Source organism: Mycobacterium sp. (genome assembly GCF_035603715.1).
Classification (GTDB): domain Bacteria; phylum Actinomycetota; class Actinomycetes; order Mycobacteriales; family Mycobacteriaceae; genus Mycobacterium.
On the sequence record NZ_DATNJW010000014.1, the window covers coordinates 1 to 17,983 of the forward strand.

The window sequence follows — 17,983 nt, forward strand, 5'->3', positions numbered from 1 at the left end:
GGTCGACGGCGCAATTCGTCGTGGTGCTTTTACGATGCCGCTTGTACGGCTGAGACACGCGGCCGGCGTGGTGGACAGTGGAGGTAACGGTGGGGCGTCTAGCCACAGTTGTCGTCGCAGGTGCGGTCGCGGCCGGAATGGTCACCGTCCATCCCACCACGCAGCAGCGCTACCAGATGGTGGCCCGCGGAACCCCGATCGATCACGTCGCGGTGATCGGGGATTCCTACACCACCGGTACCGATGAAGGCGGCTGGGGATCGAACACCTGGACCAACCGCACCTGGCTGACGCTCGCACGCCAGGGCGTGCAGGTTCTGCCCGAGGTTGCCTCCGAAGGCCGGGCCGGCTATGTCGTCCGCGGTGATCACGGCAGCGTTTTCGAAGACCTGACCAACCGGGCCGTCCACCCCGACGATGCGTTGGTGGTGTTCTTCGGCTCACGCAACGACCACGGTGTCGACCCGGTGCAGATGGCCGCCATGGCGCACGACACCCTGGACCTGGCCCGCCGTATCGCTCCGTCGGCAAAGTTGCTGGTGATCGGCCCGCCGTGGACGGACTCCGATCCGCCGATCGACGTCCTGTACATCCGCGACATTCTCAGCGGTCAGGCCAACGAGGCGGGGGCGACGTTCATCGACCCGATCAGCGACGGGTGGTTCGTCGGCAGGCCCGATCTGATCGGCCCCGACGGCGTGCACCCTAACGACGCCGGGCATGCGTACATGGCCGAGAAGATCGCTCCGTTGATCCACGCCCAGTTGTCCCGACGAGCCTGATCCCGGCAGCGGCGGACCGCTGTTGGGCAGTGCCAGGAAACTCTTTGCAGATTCGAGGCTCCAACTCCTAACCCTCAGCGCATCAAGGGTTTAGGGTCTGGGCAAATCGATTGCTAGGGGACCGCACATGGCCAAGCTCAGATTTGGGTACTTCATCGCACCGTTTCACCGCGCAGGAACCAACCCGACGCTGGCCATGCAGCGAGATCTCGAGTTCGTCGAACACCTCGATGCGCTCGGCTTCGATGAAGCGTGGATCGGCGAGCATCACTCGGCGGGCAGCGAGATCATCGCCTCGCCGGAGATATTCATCGCCGCCGCCGCGGAGCGGACCAAGTGGATCAAGTTGTGTACCGGGGTCATCTCGCTCGCGTACCACAACCCGCTCTGGGTCGCCGACCGGTTGATGATGCTGGATCACCTCACCCACGGCCGGGTGATCGGTGGGGTGGGGCCCGGTTCACTGCCCAGCGACTCGTCAATGATCGGGCTGACGCCCACCGACACGCGAGAGTTGCTGGACACCAACCTCGACATCGTTGTCCGTCTGCTGCGCGGCGAGTCGGTGTCCGCGAAAACCCCGACCCACGAACTGCACAACGCCCGCTTGCAGCTTGCGCCTTACTCCGACGGCGGTGTCCCGCTGGCGGTGGCCGCGGTCGCTTCGCCAACCGGTGCGCGACTGGCCGGCAAGCACGGCATCGGCCTGCTGTCCATCGGGGCGACGCTGACGATCGAAGGCTTCAACGCGCTGCAGTATCACTGGGACATCGTGGAAGAGCGCGCGGCGGTGTTCGGCACCGCGGTCGACCGCAAGAACTGGAGCCTGGTCGGACCATTCCACATCGCCGAAACCGAGAAGCAGGCCCGCGAGGACGTGAAATTTGGCCTGGAGCCGTGGTTCCGGTACTTCCAGAAGGTGGCGGCGTTCCCGCAGATGACCATGCCCGGCGAGCAGATCGACGAGATGATCGACGTGATCAACGACAACGGCGCCGGAGTGATCGGCACGCCGGAGCGGGCGCGCGAACAGGTGCAGCGAATGTGGGATCAGTCCGGTGGATTCGGTTGCATGCTGCAGATGGGCCACGAATGGGCGAACCCGGCGGCGACCAAACGGTCCGCTGAGCTGTTCGCCGCCGAAGTGATGCCGCATTTCCAGGGTCAGGCGCAACCAACCCTGGACGCCGCCACGCGTGCCAGCGAGGCGCGCGAAGGCCTTGCGCAATCACAGAACGACGCCGTCGCGCATATGACCCAGAAGTATCAAGACGAAATCGCCTCTAAGTAACCGACTTTCGGCTTCAGCCCGCTTCGATGCCGAACCAGTCGCGAAGGACGCGACGAAGTTCGTCAACCTCGGGTTTCGGCGCCGACGAGGCCCACGCCACGTAGCCGTCCGGCCGGACCAGCAGCGCCGTGGCCGACACGTCACCGACCGGGCTACCGACGGCGACGGTAATCCGCTCTGCGGCATCGGAAGTCACGGTGGCGACGAATGCGTCCTCGGTAAGGTCGATCAGCAGCGGGCGACCGCTGCGCGCGAGCTCGGCTACCCGTCGCGTCGATACGCCGTTCCGCACGGCGAAATCGGGCACCCACCGTCCGGCCAGCGGATGCGCATCGGCACCCACGTCGTAACGATTATCGTTGCCGGACAACAGATCACTGAGCCGCTTAGCGTTGTTCGGATCCTCGAGAAACTCGGAGAAGAGGCCTCGCAGGGCGGTGACTTCCGTTCCGGGCCGCACCAGAGCCAGCTGGGCGCGGCTGTGCATAACGACACGCTCACCAGCCGGCCGGCGCTCGGCCTCATAGGTGTCGAGCACCGCAGGATCGGCGCCACCGGCGATAACTGCGGCCAGCTTCCAGCCGAGGTTCACCGCGTCCTGCAGGCCCAGGTTCAGACCGGGCCCGCCGAGCGGGGAGTGCACGTGCGCCGCGTCGCCGACCAGGAAGACCCGGCCCGATCTGTACGCCGACGCGATCCTGGAGTTGATGCCGTAGAAGCGGCGCAGGTCCAGCGGAGCCCCCGGCGAGACCGGTCGCAGCGGAACATCCGCTCCGAGTACACGTTTCACGCTGGCCTCGATCTCGGCCAGGCTCACCGGCGTGTCATCTTCGTCGTAGTCGTCAAAGCGGTCTTCTTGAGCCGATCGGGCCAGCTCCAATGTGATGAGCATTGCCCGATCGCCCATCCGACGGCAGGCGAACACACCATGCTCGGCGCGGTAGAACGGCGCGGGCGGGACACGACCCCAGCCGGGGATCTCGAGCGCGCCGGTGACCGGATCGACCCAATCGTCGGGCGGCACCACTCCGAACGCCATCCGGGCTACCGCGTCATGGGACGTCATTCCCGGAAAGTCGATGCCCGCGAGTTTGCGCGTCTGACTAGTACCCCCATCCGCGCCCACGAGGTACTTCGCGGGCAGTTGATAACGGCCATCAGGACCCTCGACATGCACGACGACACCGTCGGCGTGCTGGTCGAATCCGACCAGTCGGTGTCCCCAACGCAGATCGGCACCCTCGCCGCCGACCCGCTCGGCCAGAGTCTGCACCAGCCGGGGCTGTTGGACGGGGAACATGAAGTGCTGTGGATCAGGCACCGCCGTCAGATCCAGTGCCATGGCCGCGAACATCGCCCACGGGGACGGCTGAGGGGGATCGGGCGTTCCGGCCAGGACGCTGTAGAGGCCGCGATGGTCGAGCAGCCGAACCGCTTGACCGGTAATCCCATTCGCGCGCCGTTGCGGGTTGGGTCCGGCAAGCGGCTCGAGCACGACAGGCCGCATACCGGCCAATCCGAGTTCACCCGCCAGCATCAGCCCATTCGGGCCGGCGCCGGCGATGACGACGTCATTCATTTAGCCCAGCTTACTAGCGGGCCGGCGGCTATGACAAGCTACTTGATTACATCGACTGCAGGATCGCGGTCGCGACTGCCAGACCCAGTCCGATCACCGCCGGAGCCGAGTCGGACGCGCTGTCGGACGCCCGCACGTGAAAGACTATGGCGCCCAAGAGAAGTAGAGTGAGTCCGACAGCAGCAGCTATGCCGATCGGCGCCCACGACAAGCCCGCCAAAATGCCGGCGACACCGGCGAGTTCGAGCGCGCCGATCACCCGCCACTGCATCGGATTGACCCCGAGATGATCGCGGATTTCCAACGATTGCTTCACCCCGACAAGCTTGATCGAACCGGCAAACCCCATCAGCGCTGCGAGCAAAGCCGTCACGACTACTTTGGCGATCATCACTACACCGTAATACTCAGCCCGCGATGCCGGTGGCGGATGCGAAGGCGCGGAGTTCGCGTTGGATGTCGGATCCCGCTGGCTGGTAGGCGACTTCGGTGACCCCGGCGGCGGCAAGGTCGCGCACTCGTGCCGCGACCTGTTCCGCGCTACCCGTCAACCCCCCGGCGCTCGCCATCGGAATGAGGTCAGCGATGTACGGCTCGTCGCGCGGATTGGCTTTCACCAAGTGCCCTTCGTGGATGGCAAGATGCCGTTCGTTCTCGGGATGAGCCTCGATCGCCTCACGCCATCCGCGCCCACCGGGTACCGCGTCGACCACGGCGGCGCCGCCGCGTTCGTACATGGCGTGATACATCACCACCGCACCCGGTGCCACCGCGTCGACGACCCGCGGCGAGGTCAGCTCCTCGCCGTCGTCCAGCACCGAGCCGAAGGACAGCAGCGCCCGCCAGTCGGCCGCGTTGACCGCGTCGGGCTGGGGTACGGCGGCCGAGAACACCCCATCGCCGAGTTCGGCCGCCACGGCCAGACCCTTCGGACCGTCGGCGCCGATCAGTATCGGCACCGTTATGGGTCGCTTGGCGCCATAACCGGACGGGTGCATCATCCGGATCCTGGCGCCGTCCCATTCCGCGGTCTCACCGGCCAGCAACGCCTTCAGGCAGCGAACATACTCGGCAACCTGCCGCCACGGCATGGGTCTCTTACCCAACGAGAACCGGCCGGTGAAACCGGATCCGATGGCCACTGCGACGCGATCGGGCGCCTGGTCGACGAGCTCGGCGATGGCCGCCGCGTTGACCATCGGATGCCGCAGGCTGGGAACGAGAACACCCGGCCCGAGACCGATTCGCGAGGTCCGTTCGGCGCACCGGGTCAGTATCATCCAGACATCGGGATACAGCGCAGGGGAGTCGTAGAGCCACGCTCGCCGATAACCGAGCGACTCAGCCAGTTCAACAAGCGCAGGGGTATCCGATGAGGTCGCGAACGCACAAGAGATGTCCATGACCGGACACTAACCGAGTTGACTCGATCAGGATGCGTCGTCGGCAACCAGACCTTTGACTTGCCGGTAGTAGATGACCTTGCCGCCGCCGGCCCAATTGCCTTCGGGGATTTCATGAATCAACGTCCAGACGTGAAACGCTTGGTCGCCGTCCGGATCGATCCCCGCGGCGCCGCAGACCGCGACGTGCACGTCGGCTGCGAGCTGTTCTTTCCGGTCTTTGGACAGTGCGCCTCCGAACACCGTCATCTCCACCCGGAATCGGGGCGCGCCCGCGCCGCGGCCGCCGACCGACTGCGCGGCCGGATCCAGCTCGTGCAGATACACCAGGGTGTTGTCCCGCAGGAATGGGGTGTCCGGGGCCTGTTCGGCCCGCAGCAGCACCGTGACGAGCTCGTCGGTCAGGCGTCCCAGCGCCTTCTGCCCCAGTGAGCCACGCACGTAGGTCAAATCGATCATCGGCATTGTCCGGCCCTCCTCAGAGCTTTTTCAGCGCGCGCACAACCTTGACGTACGGGGCGGTCGCGGTGGCGCTTTTCCGCAGACTCGGTTGGATCGCACCGGCGTTGCCCAGAACCGGGGCCATCGTTTATTGCTCCTCGGTAGGGTTTTCGCAGGCGCGGTCGACGACAGGGGGCCACAGATGGCGGGGATGGCAGAGTTGGTGCCGGTACTGCCTGCGCATCGTTTCGACGAAGCGGCGCTGGCTCGGTACTTGCGTGGCCGGCTGCCCGGATTCGACGGCCAACTGCAGGTTCGACAGTTTCAGGGCGGCCAGAGCAATCCCACGTTTCATCTGCAGACCGCCGGCGGCGACTACGTACTGCGCAAGAAGCCACCGGGCAAGCTGTTGCCGCGGGCGCACGAGGTGGCGCGCGAGCACCGCGTGATGGCCGCGCTGGCCGACACCGATGTTCCCGTGCCGCGCATGCAGCTGCTCTGTGATGACGAATCTGTAATCGGTACAACGTTTTTCGTCATGGATCACGTTGCGGGGCGAGTCTTTCCGGACCGGGTCATGCGTGAGGAGAGTCCAGCACACCGCGCCGCGGTTTATGAGGACCTCGCCCGCGTGCTCGCGGCCCTGCACTGCGTGGACTGGCGCGCAGTCGGCCTCGAGGGCTTCGGCCGGCCCGAGGGCTATATGCAACGCCAAGTGGCGCTGTGGACGCGGCAGTGGGAGGCCGCGCGCATGGAAGACATGCCGGCGATGGATCTGCTGGCGAAGTGGCTGCCCGAGCACCTGCCGCCCGAGGACGCGCCGTCGTGCATCGCCCACGGCGATTATCGTCTGGGCAATGTCTTGCTGCACCCGACCGAGCCACGAGTGGTGGCAGTACTGGACTGGGAGCTTGCGACGATCGGCAATCCGTTGGCGGACCTCGGGTATTTCTGCGTCACGTACCACGTGCCGGGCGGACCCGGCGGCAGAAGTGGCGTCATCGGTGAAAACCTCACTGGCACTGGAATTCCCGACCAGAAGACCTTCCTCGACAGCTACCGTGCTCACGCTGGTATAGAGCTCCCTGACTCGCTCGACGTCTTCGTGGTCTTCTCGATGTTCCGGCTGGCTTCGATCACCGCCGGGGTGTGGCGGCGGGGGGTCGAGGGCAACGCGGCAGATTCGCGGGCCGGCACCGACGAATACCGCGAGCGGTATCGCAGTATGGCTGAAACCGCGTGGAAATTGGCGCAACGAATCGCGGCCTGAGCGATGAGCACGACTCCAGGCATATTGCTTGGTCACAGACTGGCGAAGTAGAAGGTCAGCAATAGCGCGAAAAGCCCGAGAACCCATCCGCTCGTGGTCGCCTTGAGCCAGAGCGGTGCGCGGCGGACTTCCATGAAGTGCCGAATCACCAAGTACACCTTGACCGCCGCGATCAGCAATACGGCGGTCGTCACTGTCGTATTGATCTGATGCGCGGCGCCGGCATCGAGAGCGATCAGCGACGACACGATGGTGACCGTCGTGAGCAGTGCCCACACGATCGTCAATGGATTACGTATCAGTGCCGTCATGGCCTACCTCATCAAGTACAGCAGGGCGAACAGGACCAGCCATAGGACATCGACCATGTGCCAGTAAGTGGCACCAGTCTCGACGAACGAGATCTTGGGTACTGTCGATGTTTTCAGGTTGCGCAGGATGAAGCACATGATGACAAGGCCGAGGGCGACATGGCACAAGTGCATGCCGGTCATCACGTAGTAGTACATGAAGAAGAGATTCGTTCCCGGCGTCAAACCGCTGGTGATCTCCGGGATCCACTCGAACATCTTGAGCAGCGGAAAGGCGGCACCGAAGGCTAATGCGATCCAGAACCGTTGCAGCGCAGCCGCTCTGTTACCAGCGCGAGCCGCCTCTGTGCCGAGCGCCACGAACAGCGAACTGGTCAGCAGCATCACGGTGTTGATGGCGCCGATGTCCAGATTCAGCCGAGCCTGGCTTTGCAGGAACAGTTCGTGATTCTGGCCGCGGAAGTACATGTAGCCCACGAAGTAGACGCCGAAGATGAGTAGGTCACCGATGACGAAGAACCACATGCTCGATTCGCCGGGGACATGGCCCTGCCTGCTGGCATCCGGTCGAGAGTTGTCGACTCCCGGGGTTACCCCCTCGGCAACGTTGGTCATACGCTCGTCCCGGAACGGAGTTCAACTGCTTTCGGATGGAGCTCCGGCGAGGCGTTGTCGAGTTCGGTCTCTGGTTGATTCTTGATCGCCCGGTAGATGCACACGTACACGATGATCTGCCAGGAGACATAGAGGATCATCGCGAACCAGAAGGTCATCAGGCCGTTCCAAGCGAAAGGCCCAGATTTGACGATCCAGACCGGTGCGGCCATCAGCTCGGTCACATATTGCCAAATGGTGTAGTAACCCAACCACTTTGGCAGAATCCCGTTTTCGTCGAGAATGATGGCCAAACCGAAGGCCATCCACATGACGCAGAAACAGCCCAGCGAGCCGATGAATGCCAGGTAGCCGAAGTCGTAGAGCATCGTCAAGACGCTCGAGTTGTACCCGGGCCGAAATGCGCCGAGGCCGAAGCAGAACATCGGGAACAGCATGCCGACGATCGCGCCGGTGATCGCGCCGATCATCATGGAGTAGCGGAACGCCGGGCTCACCGACATCCGCCTCACCTGCATCAGATAGCAGGCGTTCGACACCGGCGCGAGCCCGTAGGCCAGCGTCAGGATCACACAGGCGATCAGCAGATTGTGCGAGTGCATGAAGTCGACGATGTGCGGTGTGCTGCTGCTCGGTGACCTGGGCGGCATCATCCAACTCAGCGGAACGAACACCAGACCGAACAAGTTGAAAAAGAATGGCACGCTCCAAAACGCAATCCACTGATCGAGTTTGCGATTCTCGCGCCACGACGTTGCATGCTCGGCCGGGGGGGCGGGGGCCTTCGGCGCCTCTGCCACACTGCCGCTCATGCCAGAACCACCCGGTCGTCACCCTGGTGTCTGACTGCGCGCAGAAGCGCCCAGAACATCACCGCGATGTAGACGGCAAATGTCGTCAACCGCAATGTGAACGACAGTGGGCCATTCCAGGCGAGTGGGCCCGTTTTGTAGAGGAGCGAGAATGCGCTCGGGGCCAGCAGCAGAACCGTCGCCACGTTGAAGTGCGCGACCCAACGCGGAAAGATCGGATCTGGACGTTCATCCAGGTAAACGCTCAGGGCGAAGCACAGGTTCTGCACCATGATCGTGCCGACCGGCGCGATGAAGAAGAACCACGCCATGTCATTGAGCAGACTGGTGAGCTGCGGATCGCGTTCGGGCCTGAAAGCGGCCATCCCCCAGCAGTAGTCGGCGAGAATGAACGCCGTGGTACCGACGCCGACGCAGATGATATAGGCGTATGTCAGGACAGTGCTCGACGTTGCGGTGCGGGAGATCTGCACGGCTGTCACCGCGAACAGTGGCACCAAGGCGCACGCGATGAGGTTGCAGAGGATCGCCACCCCGAGGATTCCCGTGACGTTGCCCCGGAAGAACGCTGCCACCTGATCGGGCGTCAACGTCGGGGACAGCGGTGGTGAAAACACCGGGAAAACAAGATAAGCAAGCGCAAACAACGCCACCGCCGGCGGCGCCGTCCACAACAGGATGCGTTGACCTCTGGTATTCATCGATTCCGTCCTGCCTCACCTGATGCGAAATCGCGCGCCGCGCCACGACGTCGACGGGCCACTCAGGTGGCTCGCTACGACCCCGTGCCGTCTTAGATCTAGCACGTTCACTGACAAATGACAACGAACTTCACGACATCACGCCACCGCACGAAGTCGGCGGGCCGATGTTCCGATCGCAAAATAGCTTGTTGTTGGCGGAAAATCAGGGGAGTGCGGCCACGCTCCAGCTCCGTTGAACGCCAATTTCAAGTGATATCTGTCAGCGAGCTGACCGGATGCTGCAGAATAGGAAACGTGCCAGACACTGCGACGGGTCGCGAAGCCCAGCGCCGCAAGACGAGGGCGCGGGTACTGGATGCCGCCATCGTGGAATTCCAGCGTGCCGGCGCAAATTCGGCGGACATCAACGCGATCGTGGAGGCGGCAGGAGTTGCCCGCAGTACCTTCTACTTCCATTTCCCCACCAAAGAACATGTCCTGCTGGAGTTGATCCGACGCGATGAGGACTATCTCGCCGAGGAGCTGAGCCGATTTCTTGAAACCCGCCGCGACTTGCCGGCTGTACTGAACGAGATCATCAGGCTCGTCGTCGCACTCGAGACCCGCTGGGGTGCTGCACTATTCCGCGATGTGATCAGTCTGTACTTTTCGCCGGCACGCCCCGTGGACGATCACTGGATCAAACATCCGACCTTCGTGCTGCTCGCCGCCGAGATCGAGCGCGCGCGAAACCGCGGCGAACTCTACGACGATGTCGGCGCCTACGACAGCGCCGCGTTCTTCCTCATCGGCGTGCACGCACAACTCATCAGCGCCGGAGTGCCGGGGGCGGACCGCGATGAGGTGCTCAGGAAATTTGTGACGAGCACCTTGCGCAGCCTGCAGCGCTGAGCTATCGCTACCCAACGCTCCCGCCGAGCCGCACCCGCCCATACACTGATCGATCGTGGGCATTCTGTTTGGCTTCGCGCCGTGGATCGTCTATTGGGTCCTGGTCGGCAATGCGTCCTTCCTGGTTGCGGCTTCGGTCGCCTTCGTGATCGCGATCGCCGGACTGGTCGCCGGTTATCTCACCCGCGCAGCCCGGCGCGCGCTCGAAATCGGTTCAAGCGCAACGTTCTTGGTACTTACTGGGGTGACACTGCTGGCGAGCCAGTTGTTTCTGCAACGATGGGCGCTGCCGCTGAGCATCGCGGGAATCTTGCTGGTAACCCTGGTCGCCGCGCAGTCGGGCAAGTCGTTCGTGCACGAGTACGCCGCGGCGAATCAACCCCCGGCGGTGGTCAACAGCGATGTTTTCGGCCAGATCACCTCGCGCCTCACCTGGATCTGGATCAGTGTGTTCGCGGCGATGACGGTGTCATCGTCGATCCCGCCGATCGTGGCGGCTAACGCATCGCTCCTCGACACCACCACGCCGGTGACCTACATCGGCTACTGGGTGGTCCCGTTCTCGCTATTGGGTGTCGGTGCGCTCGCCACCAGATTCCTGCCCGACTGGATGATCGCCGCGGCCGGCGACATCGTTCGTAAGACCACGTTCGTCGCCTACCACGAGGCCACCATCGACGAGCTGTACTACCTGGCCCAGGAACATGCCAATCGCGAGGTCGGCGCGGGCGAAGAAGCGTACGCCGTCAAAGTCGGCAGTATGGGGACGCCGCTGGTGGGCGACGACAGCCGGCACTCGTGGCCATCCACCTACAAGGTGCGCCAGTCGCGGCGCTAGCTAGAAGACCCGCACCCAGGTGTGCCCGTTGCGCTTCTGGCACCATGGCGACGTGATCAGCGGGTATTCAAGACGCCCGATCGCAACGGTGCACGGTGATCGACTGACACCGCCGCGAGCCGCGCTGGACCCTGTGATCGTTGCAGTGTTGGCCTCCGTTGTGAGCCTGGCCGGCGCGGGCCGCCCGTCTTTCTGGTACGACGAGGCCGCCACGATTTCGGCCGCATACAGTCGTTCTCTGAGCCAGCTATGGCACATGCTGGGAAACGTCGACGCGGTCGAGGGTCTGTACTACGTGCTCATGCACGGCTGGTTCACAATCGTCCCGCCCACGGAATTCTGGTCCCGTGTGCCAAGCGGTCTCGCGGTTGGGGCTGCCGCGGCCGGAGTCGTGGTACTCGGCAAGCAGTTCTCGTCTCGCACTGTCGCACTGGCCTCCGGAGTTGTGTGCGCGATCTTGCCTCGGGCGACGTGGGCGGGCATCGAAGCTCGCCCGTATGCGATGTCGATGATGGCCGCCGTGTGGCTGACGGTGCTGTTCATCCGCGCCACGCGGCGCGACGACGCATGGGTGTGGCTGTGCTATGGGCTCGTCCTGGCGATGTCGGTTTTGCTCGACGTGTATCTGCTGCTGTTGGCTCCCGCATACGTCGCTTTCATCTGCGCCTTTCGGCGCAGCCGAACCGTCGTCCTGCGGTTCGCGCTGGCGTCCGTTCTGGCCGGCTGTGCCCTGACGCCGTTTTTGATCGCGGCCGTCGGCCAGACGCATCAGATCAGTTGGGTCGCGCCGATTGGGCACCGGACGATCGAGGATGTGGCGATGCAACAGTATTTCGAGCGAAGCCCTCCGTTCGCAATTCTGTCCGCGCTGATAGTCGCGACGGCAATTGTGTTGTGGCTGTTCACATCCGCGCGCCTGGTGGAGGGGGATCGCCAGCTATTGACGTTGGCGATCACCTGGCTTGTTATACCGACCGCGGTGATCGTCGCCGGGTCCGCGCTGGTTCACCCCGTGTACACGCCGCGCTATTTGTGCTTCACGGCACCGGCGGTGGCCGTGGTGTTGGGCGTGTGCATCGGCACGTTGGCCGTCACCCGATGGGCAGCGGCGGCTGTCATCTGCCTTCTCGCGATCGCCGCAGCGCCGAGTTATGTTTCTGCGCAACGTAATCCGTACGCAAAATATGGCATGGACTACAGCCAAGTCGCGGATCTGATCGCAGCCAAAGCAGCGCCTGGCGATTGCCTACTGGTCAACGACACGGTGACGTTCATGCCCGCACCTATGCGCCCACTGCTGGCGGCCCGCCCGGACGCCTACCGGAAGCTGGTCGACCTGACCCTCTGGCAGAGAGCCACCGACCGCAACGACGTCTTCGATACCAACCTCATCCCAGAAGTTGTGGCGAAACCACTCAGCCACTGCCGCATCGTGTGGATCATCACCCAAGCTGACAAGGCGATGCCCACCCATGAGCAGGGTTCCGCGGTCCCGCCCGGGCCCCTTTACGGAGTAACCCCGGCGTTCGCGGTTCCACACGATCTAGGCTTTCGCCTTATCGAGCGGTGGCAGTTCAACCTGGTTCAGGTGATCAAGGCCGTGCGGTGAACCGCTACCAGACGCGGATGTAGTCGACCAGCATTTGGGATGGGAACGTCCCCGCGGCGGGATCGCCGGCTCCGACGCCACCGACCGCGAGCGTGAACATGGGCGAAAGCCAGTAGCCGGGCTTACCGAACGGCCACCGCTTGTCTTCAGGCGGTGCGCCGAAAACGTGGATCGGCTTCGGCGGAACGCTGAAGTAGGGCTTGGCTCCGTCTACGTAGTCCCGCCAAAATTTGAAGCCGTCCTCATCCCAACGCATGCGCCAGGTGTGCCACGCGCCGTCCACCATTCCGGGAATCGACTTCCCTTCCCAGGTTTTCCCGTTGGATGCCGCGTGGACCGTGGTACCCGGGGCCCATTGGCCGTTGCCGTACCACTCGAAGAGGTCGACCTCGCCGTCCGGCTGCGGATCCTCGTTGACCGTCCAGAACGACGGCCACAGGCCGGGGAACAAACAGTCGAGTTTGATCCGCGCTTCCCAGGTGGTACCTATTCCGCCACGCCAATTGCCGCGCAACTTGCCGCTGAAGTATTGATCGTCTTCGTGGCTGGCCTTCAGGACGAGGTTGGAATTTCCATCGAGGAAAACGTTTTCGGCGCGATATATCCCATCGACCGGCGGGAACACGTCGTCCTGCCAGGTCTGCGGCGTCCACTTCGCTAGATCGGGGCCTTGGCCTGCCGGTCCGTCGAACTCGTCGTGGAAAATGTAGCTCCCGGGCGCGGCGTCCGCCGGCGCCGTAGGGGGAGATGGATGAGCCCAAGCTTCCGGGAGAGACATCGCGGCCCCCAGTGCGCCCAGCCCCATTGTGATCATGATGTTCCGTCGATTGATCTCAGGCACGCTAGTCAATATATAGAGGGCACTAAGAGACGGCTTGGCAACCCGCGGAACTACCGGTCCGACATCTGTCGATCCGCATCTCTCGGGTTGACCCAACCCCGACCCCACGCTGCCCTTCCGGCCTTGGCAGACTGTGCGCATGGCACAGATAACTATGCGTGGAAACCCGATCAACACCGTGGGCGACTTGCCCGCTGTCGGAGCTTCGGCCCCAGCTTTCACGCTGGTCGGATCCGATCTTGCCCCGGTCACCAGTGAGCAGTTGCACGGCAAGCCCGTATTGCTGAACATCTTTCCATCGGTGGACACGCCCGTGTGCGCGACCAGCGTGCGCACCTTCAACGAGCGCGCCGCCGCGGGCGGCGTGTCTGTGCTGTGCGTGTCCAAGGACCTGCCGTTCGCTCAAGCACGCTTCTGCGGTGCCGAAGGCATCGAGAACGTGCAGAGCGCGTCGGCGTTCCGGGACAGCTTCGGTGAGGACTACGGCGTCACTATCGCCGACGGTCCCTTCGCCGGCCTCCTTGCCCGCGCGGTCGTGGTGATCGGCGCCGACGGCAATGTCGCCTACGAGGAGCTGGTTCCGGAGATCGCCCAAGAGCCGAATTACGATGCAGCTCTGGCCGCGCTGGACGCCTCGTCCTAACCCTGCCGGCTGCCGTATGAGGTGTGCCTAGGCGCAGGTGCGATCCCGCGGGCACACGGCCACCAGGAGCACGCCGACGACGAAGATCGCTGTGGTCAGCCGGGGGAAATGGCCATCGGGCGCGAAGCCTTCCGCGGCGAAGAACGCCAACCCGTATGCAGCCATCGAGGCGCCGGCGAACATGAGCGGCTCAGCCCAGCGACCGCCCCGCACGTTGAGCGCGGGCAGCGGCGCGGCGAATAATCGCCGGCCCCACCACAGGAGTGCCAGTTCGACCGCGGTTACCAGGCTGAGAATGATCACCCATTCCAATCGGGCCAGCCACCATGCTGCGTGGCCCTCGGCCGGCTGTGGCAGCAGTCCGGCCGGATAGCCGATGATCGCCACGATCACCACGGGAATCATGTGCCACAGATACAAGGCCATCACATTGCTGTTGGCTCGCGACAACACTCGCTGAACCGAAGCGGCCCGCAGCGCGCGGTTGACCCCAGGCGCGATGCTGATCGCCAGCCCAGCCTGCGCACAGCCGAACGCCAGCATCGCCACCGACGGCGGCTCGGTATTCTGCACGGCCTGGCCCGGAACGCCGATCATGCTGACCGGGTAGGGGCCCAGCCAGATCAACAGCCAGAGCGCGCAGGCCGATCCGGCGGCAAGCATTACCGGTCGCAACCCCACCAAAGACCCTTTCTGCCAATCGATTCCGAGTTGGTAGAGCGCCGCCCAGCACAGCAGATAGTTCAGCCAGCCCAGATACGGCACGTGACCGGCCAGCGAGGCAACGTCGACGGCCGCGACGCCCACCGCCAGCAACGCAGGGATTAAAAGTCCCCAACGGCGTTGTGCCGCAATCGCAATCGGCGTGAGCAAGACCAGTACCAGATAGACGGCGAGGAACCATAGGTGCATGGCCACCGCCCAGCCCGCATATTCCAGGGTCGACCCGGCCGCCCCAGATGCGGCAAAAGCAGCGACGACGACCGACACCAGCGCCACGTACACCGCCGAAGGCCCGAGCACACGAGCGAGTCGGTGACGCACCCAAGTCTGGCGCGACATCCCCTCGGTGGCGCATCGATGGCTCCACGAGACCGCAGCGGCGTAACCGGCGACCAGGAAGAAGGCGGGAACGGCTTGGAAGGGCCACGTGAGCCACTGTGTCCAGGGTTGATCGACGAGCGGATTCTGTCGACCGAAGACTCCGTCGCGGTAGGTCACCGCTCCGGCCATCCAGTGGCCCAGCACGATGAGAACTACCCCCGACACGCGGTAGAAGTCCACTGCCGGGTTGCGGACCGGGCTCTCAGCCATACCCGAAAAGTACCTGTGACCCGGTGTTGCGGGGCTGAGCGCGGGACGCGTCGGCCTAGGTGGCGCGATCTTCGGCAAGGCCGGGCACCGGATCCTTCCGGTAAACTCGTGTTCTCGGCGTCGAGGTTCGACGCTTTATTATTTGGAAGGTGTCCCACATATGGTCACGCGTTCGTTGAGCAAACTGGCTGCCGTAGCCGGGGGTGTGGCGTTGTCGGTGCTCGCTGGCGCGGGGATCGCGTCCGCAGACCCGGATATGGGTGCGGCGATCAACACGACCTGCAGTTATCCACAGGTGGTTGCGGCGTTGAATGCGACGTCGCCGGCCGCTGCGGCGAAGTTCCAGAACTCGCACATGGCACAGGGCTGGCTGCAGCAATTCCTGGCTTCGCCGCCGCCGCAGCGCGAGGCGATGGCACAGCAGGCGCAGGGCTTTCCCGGGGCTGCGCAGTATTTCCCGCTGATCAACCAGGTCGCCGGCAGCTGTAACGGCTACTGACCGCGTTTCGCGGTAACGGGGTGAGCCTGCGCTTGCGCAGGCTCACCTTTTGTTTGCGCCCTACCAGACCCGGATCCAGTCGACCAGCATCTGTGATGGATAGCTGCCCGGGCCGGGGTCGCCGCCGCCTGAGCCGGCCACCGCGAGGTTGAACACCGGGTAGACGGTGTAGCCGGGGCCGTTGAACGGCCAATCGGGTAGCGAGTCCGCCGGGACGTCGAAATAGGGTTGTGCGCCGTCGACCCAGTCTTTCCAGAAGCGAATGCCGGCTGCGTCCCATTGGCATCGCCAGGTGTGCCAGCCGCTGTCCACCGCGATGTTGTGGGTCTTCCATTCGCCGCCGTTGGCTTTCGCGTGAACGGTGGTGGCCGACGGCCAGCTGCCGTTGCCGTACCACTCGACGACATCGATCTCGCCCTGGTCCTCATTTCCCAGCCAGTAGGCGGGCCAGCTGCCGGCGGTGAGGCAATCGAGCTTGATCCGCGCTTCCCAGGTGTGGCCGACGCCGCCTCGCCAGAGGCTCTGGATCTTGCCGCTGTAGAACGTGGGGCCATCTTTCGCGGCCTTGAGCACCAGGTTCGACTTGCCATCGACAAAGACGTTGCGGCGATCGTCGCGATATTGACCGATGTTCTCGGGCAACTCCCAGTGCGTTGGGTCTTTGATCACCTCGCGCGCTTTGGCCACTGCCCATTTCGCCCCATCAGGCGCTGACCCGGCGGGACCATCGAATTCGTCTTGGAAGATGTATCCGCCCTGCGGCGCTGCTGGTGGGCGTGGGTAGGCCTGGGCCTGGGGGAGAGGAGCCGCGGCTGCCAGCACGCCGAAGCCCGTCATCAACATCATGGTGCGACGATCCATTTCGGGCATAGGCCCTGCACGATATCAGCCGCGCACGGCAGCCGGCCAAACCGCGGTTCGGCCCGATCACAGGTGAGCGAGGAGTCGCTCCGCGAATGCGTCGGGATGTTCCCGGTGCATGAAATGCCCGCCGTCGACTTCCTCGACGATGTAGTCACCGGCGAACATCCGGGCGGCCCCCCGATAGTCGGCCGGCTCAGCGACAGGGTCATCGAGTCCCGCAAACACGACCGTAGGCACGGCAATTCGTACCTTCAGTGACGCGCTGGGTATCGGCGAAAGCTTTCGGTAATACCCAAATGCCGCGTTCAAACTCGCGCGGTTCGAAAAGCTCGCCCGCACCGGGTCGAATTCGTTCGGGCCGGGCTGCCAAGTCGGCGACCATCGGCGGCAGATCTCGGGAAGCGCCGCGAAGTCGTTGCGCGCGAAGCGTTCTGGCGCCCCTGGTAACTTGTACATCGCGAAATGCCTTACCCCCCAGAGCTTTTTCAGCGTCGGCCTGAGCGTAGCCGGATGCGGAATCGCGAGGACGAAGAGTTTCTTCACCCGTTCGGGGCCTAGCGCCGCCGCACCGTACGCGGCCGAGGCGCCCCAGTCGTGTCCGATGACAACGGCCTCACTGGCGCCGAGTGCGTCAATTAGCGCAAGCGCGTCGCGCGCCAGCGTTTCTTGGTCGGCATCGCGATCCGGGATCGCGGTGGGTTGGTACCCCCGCATGAAGGGGCTTACCGCGCGATATCCCTTCGCCGCGATGCGGGAGCGCAGGTGGTCCCAGGTATGCGCGGTGTCGGGGAACCCGTGCAGCATCAGCACCAGTGGCCCGGTTCCTTCTTCGAGATAGGCGAACTTCAATCCGTTCGCATCGACGAAGTGGAGTGCATCCGCCATGACTGTCCCTCACGTTTTCTGATATACGAGCCAGCGCAATTCGATTGGGGCTTCTTCACGCCCGACGTCGAACAGGTCGAGGCCGCTGGCCCACCCCTCGAACCACTCGGTGGGTGGCCAGGCGCCGTCCGGAAGATGCATCTTCTCGTACTCGTAAGCCGAGTCATCGGTGACCAGTTCAACGGGCAGCTGAGACGACGCTGCGTTCAGTTCGTTACGGGTGTAAATCATCGTGTTGCACTGTTGCCCGAGCTCACGCGCCGCATCGTCGGGGGTGTAGCCCGGATGCGCGAGGAAGGCATTGAAGACCAGCCGGCCACCGGGAGCCAGACAATCGGCGGCGAGTTCGAATATGCCGCGCAGCTCACCGGTGCTGCGAAAGTCGGGGACC

General features: G+C 64.0%; 20 protein-coding genes and 1 pseudogene. 8 read left to right on the forward strand and 13 right to left on the reverse strand.

The genetic code is table 11. From position 1 onward, the window contains the following. The first annotated feature begins 89 nt into the window (after window positions 1-89). On the forward strand, window positions 90-782 hold the full coding sequence (locus VN856_RS00390) for an Rv0518 family GDSL lipase (RefSeq protein WP_325685155.1): 693 nt from the start codon (window positions 90-92) through the stop codon (window positions 780-782). A gap of 127 nt (window positions 783-909) precedes the next feature. After that, window positions 910-2,073, forward strand: coding sequence for an LLM class flavin-dependent oxidoreductase (locus tag VN856_RS00395; RefSeq protein WP_325685156.1), 1,164 nt, complete (start codon window positions 910-912; stop codon window positions 2,071-2,073). 13 nt (window positions 2,074-2,086) lie between these two features. On the opposite strand, the gene VN856_RS00400 is transcribed toward VN856_RS00395, so the two are convergent. The 4 genes from VN856_RS00400 to VN856_RS00415 are packed head-to-tail and all read right to left on the reverse strand — an operon-like array spanning window position 2,087 to window position 5,520. Beyond that, complete coding sequence (locus VN856_RS00400) at window positions 2,087-3,652, reverse strand: FAD-dependent monooxygenase (protein ID WP_325685157.1); 1,566 nt, start codon at window positions 3,650-3,652, stop codon at window positions 2,087-2,089. Between the two features lie 46 nt (window positions 3,653-3,698). Continuing rightward, entirely contained in the window at window positions 3,699-4,043 is a 345-nt protein-coding gene (locus VN856_RS00405; RefSeq protein ID WP_325685158.1) for a DoxX family protein, read from the reverse strand. Between the two features lie 16 nt (window positions 4,044-4,059). Next, complete coding sequence (locus VN856_RS00410) at window positions 4,060-5,055, reverse strand: LLM class flavin-dependent oxidoreductase (RefSeq protein ID WP_325685159.1); 996 nt, start codon at window positions 5,053-5,055, stop codon at window positions 4,060-4,062. A gap of 27 nt (window positions 5,056-5,082) precedes the next feature. Continuing rightward, window positions 5,083-5,520 carry a tautomerase family protein gene (locus VN856_RS00415; protein ID WP_325685160.1) on the reverse strand — a complete coding sequence of 146 codons (438 nt, stop codon included), beginning with the start codon at window positions 5,518-5,520 and terminating at the stop codon, window positions 5,083-5,085. 178 nt (window positions 5,521-5,698) lie between these two features. Here VN856_RS00415 and VN856_RS00420 point away from each other — a divergent pair, with 178 nt between their 5' ends. After that, window positions 5,699-6,766: a phosphotransferase family protein gene (locus tag VN856_RS00420; protein WP_325685161.1), complete on the forward strand. Its 1,068-nt coding sequence runs from the start codon at window positions 5,699-5,701 to the stop codon at window positions 6,764-6,766. Window positions 6,767-6,798: 32 nt separating this feature from the next. Here the strand turns inward: VN856_RS00420 and VN856_RS00425 are convergent, their stop codons facing one another. Genes VN856_RS00425 through VN856_RS00440 form a run of 4 tightly spaced genes read right to left on the reverse strand, consistent with a single transcriptional unit; the run spans window position 6,799 to window position 9,205 of the window. Next, the gene (locus tag VN856_RS00425; RefSeq protein ID WP_325685162.1) at window positions 6,799-7,077 is read right to left on the reverse strand and encodes a cytochrome C oxidase subunit IV family protein; all 279 of its coding nucleotides are present in this window, start codon (window positions 7,075-7,077) and stop codon (window positions 6,799-6,801) included. 3 nt (window positions 7,078-7,080) lie between these two features. Beyond that, a complete protein-coding gene (locus VN856_RS00430) occupies window positions 7,081-7,692 on the reverse strand; it encodes a cytochrome c oxidase subunit 3 (protein WP_325685163.1) in 612 nt (203 codons plus the stop codon). Further along, a complete protein-coding gene (locus tag VN856_RS00435) occupies window positions 7,689-8,504 on the reverse strand; it encodes a hypothetical protein (RefSeq protein WP_325685164.1) in 816 nt (271 codons plus the stop codon). The genes VN856_RS00430 and VN856_RS00435 overlap by 4 nt, the downstream gene beginning before the upstream one ends. Further along, window positions 8,501-9,205: a hypothetical protein gene (locus VN856_RS00440; RefSeq protein WP_325685165.1), complete on the reverse strand. Its 705-nt coding sequence runs from the start codon at window positions 9,203-9,205 to the stop codon at window positions 8,501-8,503. Before VN856_RS00440 ends, VN856_RS00435 begins: the two co-directional genes overlap by 4 nt. Window positions 9,206-9,502: 297 nt before the next feature. Here VN856_RS00440 and VN856_RS00445 point away from each other — a divergent pair, with 297 nt between their 5' ends. From VN856_RS00445 to VN856_RS00455, 3 genes are all read left to right on the forward strand, one after another. After that, a complete protein-coding gene (locus VN856_RS00445; protein ID WP_325685166.1) occupies window positions 9,503-10,099 on the forward strand; it encodes a TetR/AcrR family transcriptional regulator in 597 nt (198 codons plus the stop codon). Between the two features lie 55 nt (window positions 10,100-10,154). After that, complete coding sequence (locus VN856_RS00450; protein ID WP_325685167.1) at window positions 10,155-10,937, forward strand: hypothetical protein; 783 nt, start codon at window positions 10,155-10,157, stop codon at window positions 10,935-10,937. Between the two features lie 88 nt (window positions 10,938-11,025). Further along, the gene (locus VN856_RS00455; RefSeq protein ID WP_325685173.1) at window positions 11,026-12,546 is read left to right on the forward strand and encodes a glycosyltransferase family 39 protein; all 1,521 of its coding nucleotides are present in this window, start codon (window positions 11,026-11,028) and stop codon (window positions 12,544-12,546) included. A gap of 4 nt (window positions 12,547-12,550) precedes the next feature. Here VN856_RS00455 and VN856_RS00460 read toward each other — a convergent pair whose 3' ends face one another. Then, entirely contained in the window at window positions 12,551-13,378 is an 828-nt protein-coding gene (locus VN856_RS00460) for a glycoside hydrolase family 16 protein (RefSeq protein ID WP_325685174.1), read from the reverse strand. Window positions 13,379-13,526: 148 nt separating this feature from the next. Between VN856_RS00460 and tpx the strand changes: the two genes are divergently transcribed. Next, window positions 13,527-14,030, forward strand: coding sequence for a thiol peroxidase (gene tpx, locus VN856_RS00465; protein ID WP_325685168.1), 504 nt, complete (start codon window positions 13,527-13,529; stop codon window positions 14,028-14,030). 27 nt (window positions 14,031-14,057) lie between these two features. Here the strand turns inward: tpx and VN856_RS00470 are convergent, their stop codons facing one another. Next, entirely contained in the window at window positions 14,058-15,344 is a 1,287-nt protein-coding gene (locus VN856_RS00470; RefSeq protein ID WP_325685169.1) for an acyltransferase, read from the reverse strand. Window positions 15,345-15,504: 160 nt separating this feature from the next. On the opposite strand from VN856_RS00470, the gene VN856_RS00475 reads away from it, so the two are divergent. Further along, window positions 15,505-15,843 (forward strand): hemophore-related protein, encoded by a 339-nt coding sequence (locus tag VN856_RS00475; RefSeq protein ID WP_325685170.1) that lies wholly within the window; start codon window positions 15,505-15,507, stop codon window positions 15,841-15,843. A 60-nt stretch (window positions 15,844-15,903) separates the two neighbouring features. Here the strand turns inward: VN856_RS00475 and VN856_RS00480 are convergent, their stop codons facing one another. The 3 genes and pseudogenes from VN856_RS00480 to VN856_RS00490 form a co-directional block, all read right to left on the reverse strand. Then, the gene (locus VN856_RS00480) at window positions 15,904-16,713 is read right to left on the reverse strand and encodes a glycoside hydrolase family 16 protein (protein WP_325685171.1); all 810 of its coding nucleotides are present in this window, start codon (window positions 16,711-16,713) and stop codon (window positions 15,904-15,906) included. Window positions 16,714-16,770: 57 nt separating this feature from the next. Further along, on the reverse strand, window positions 16,771-17,592 hold the full coding sequence (locus VN856_RS00485; RefSeq protein ID WP_325685172.1) for an alpha/beta hydrolase: 822 nt from the start codon (window positions 17,590-17,592) through the stop codon (window positions 16,771-16,773). A 9-nt stretch (window positions 17,593-17,601) separates the two neighbouring features. Then, window positions 17,602-17,983, reverse strand: a pseudogene (locus VN856_RS00490) (SAM-dependent methyltransferase); the annotation flags it as partial.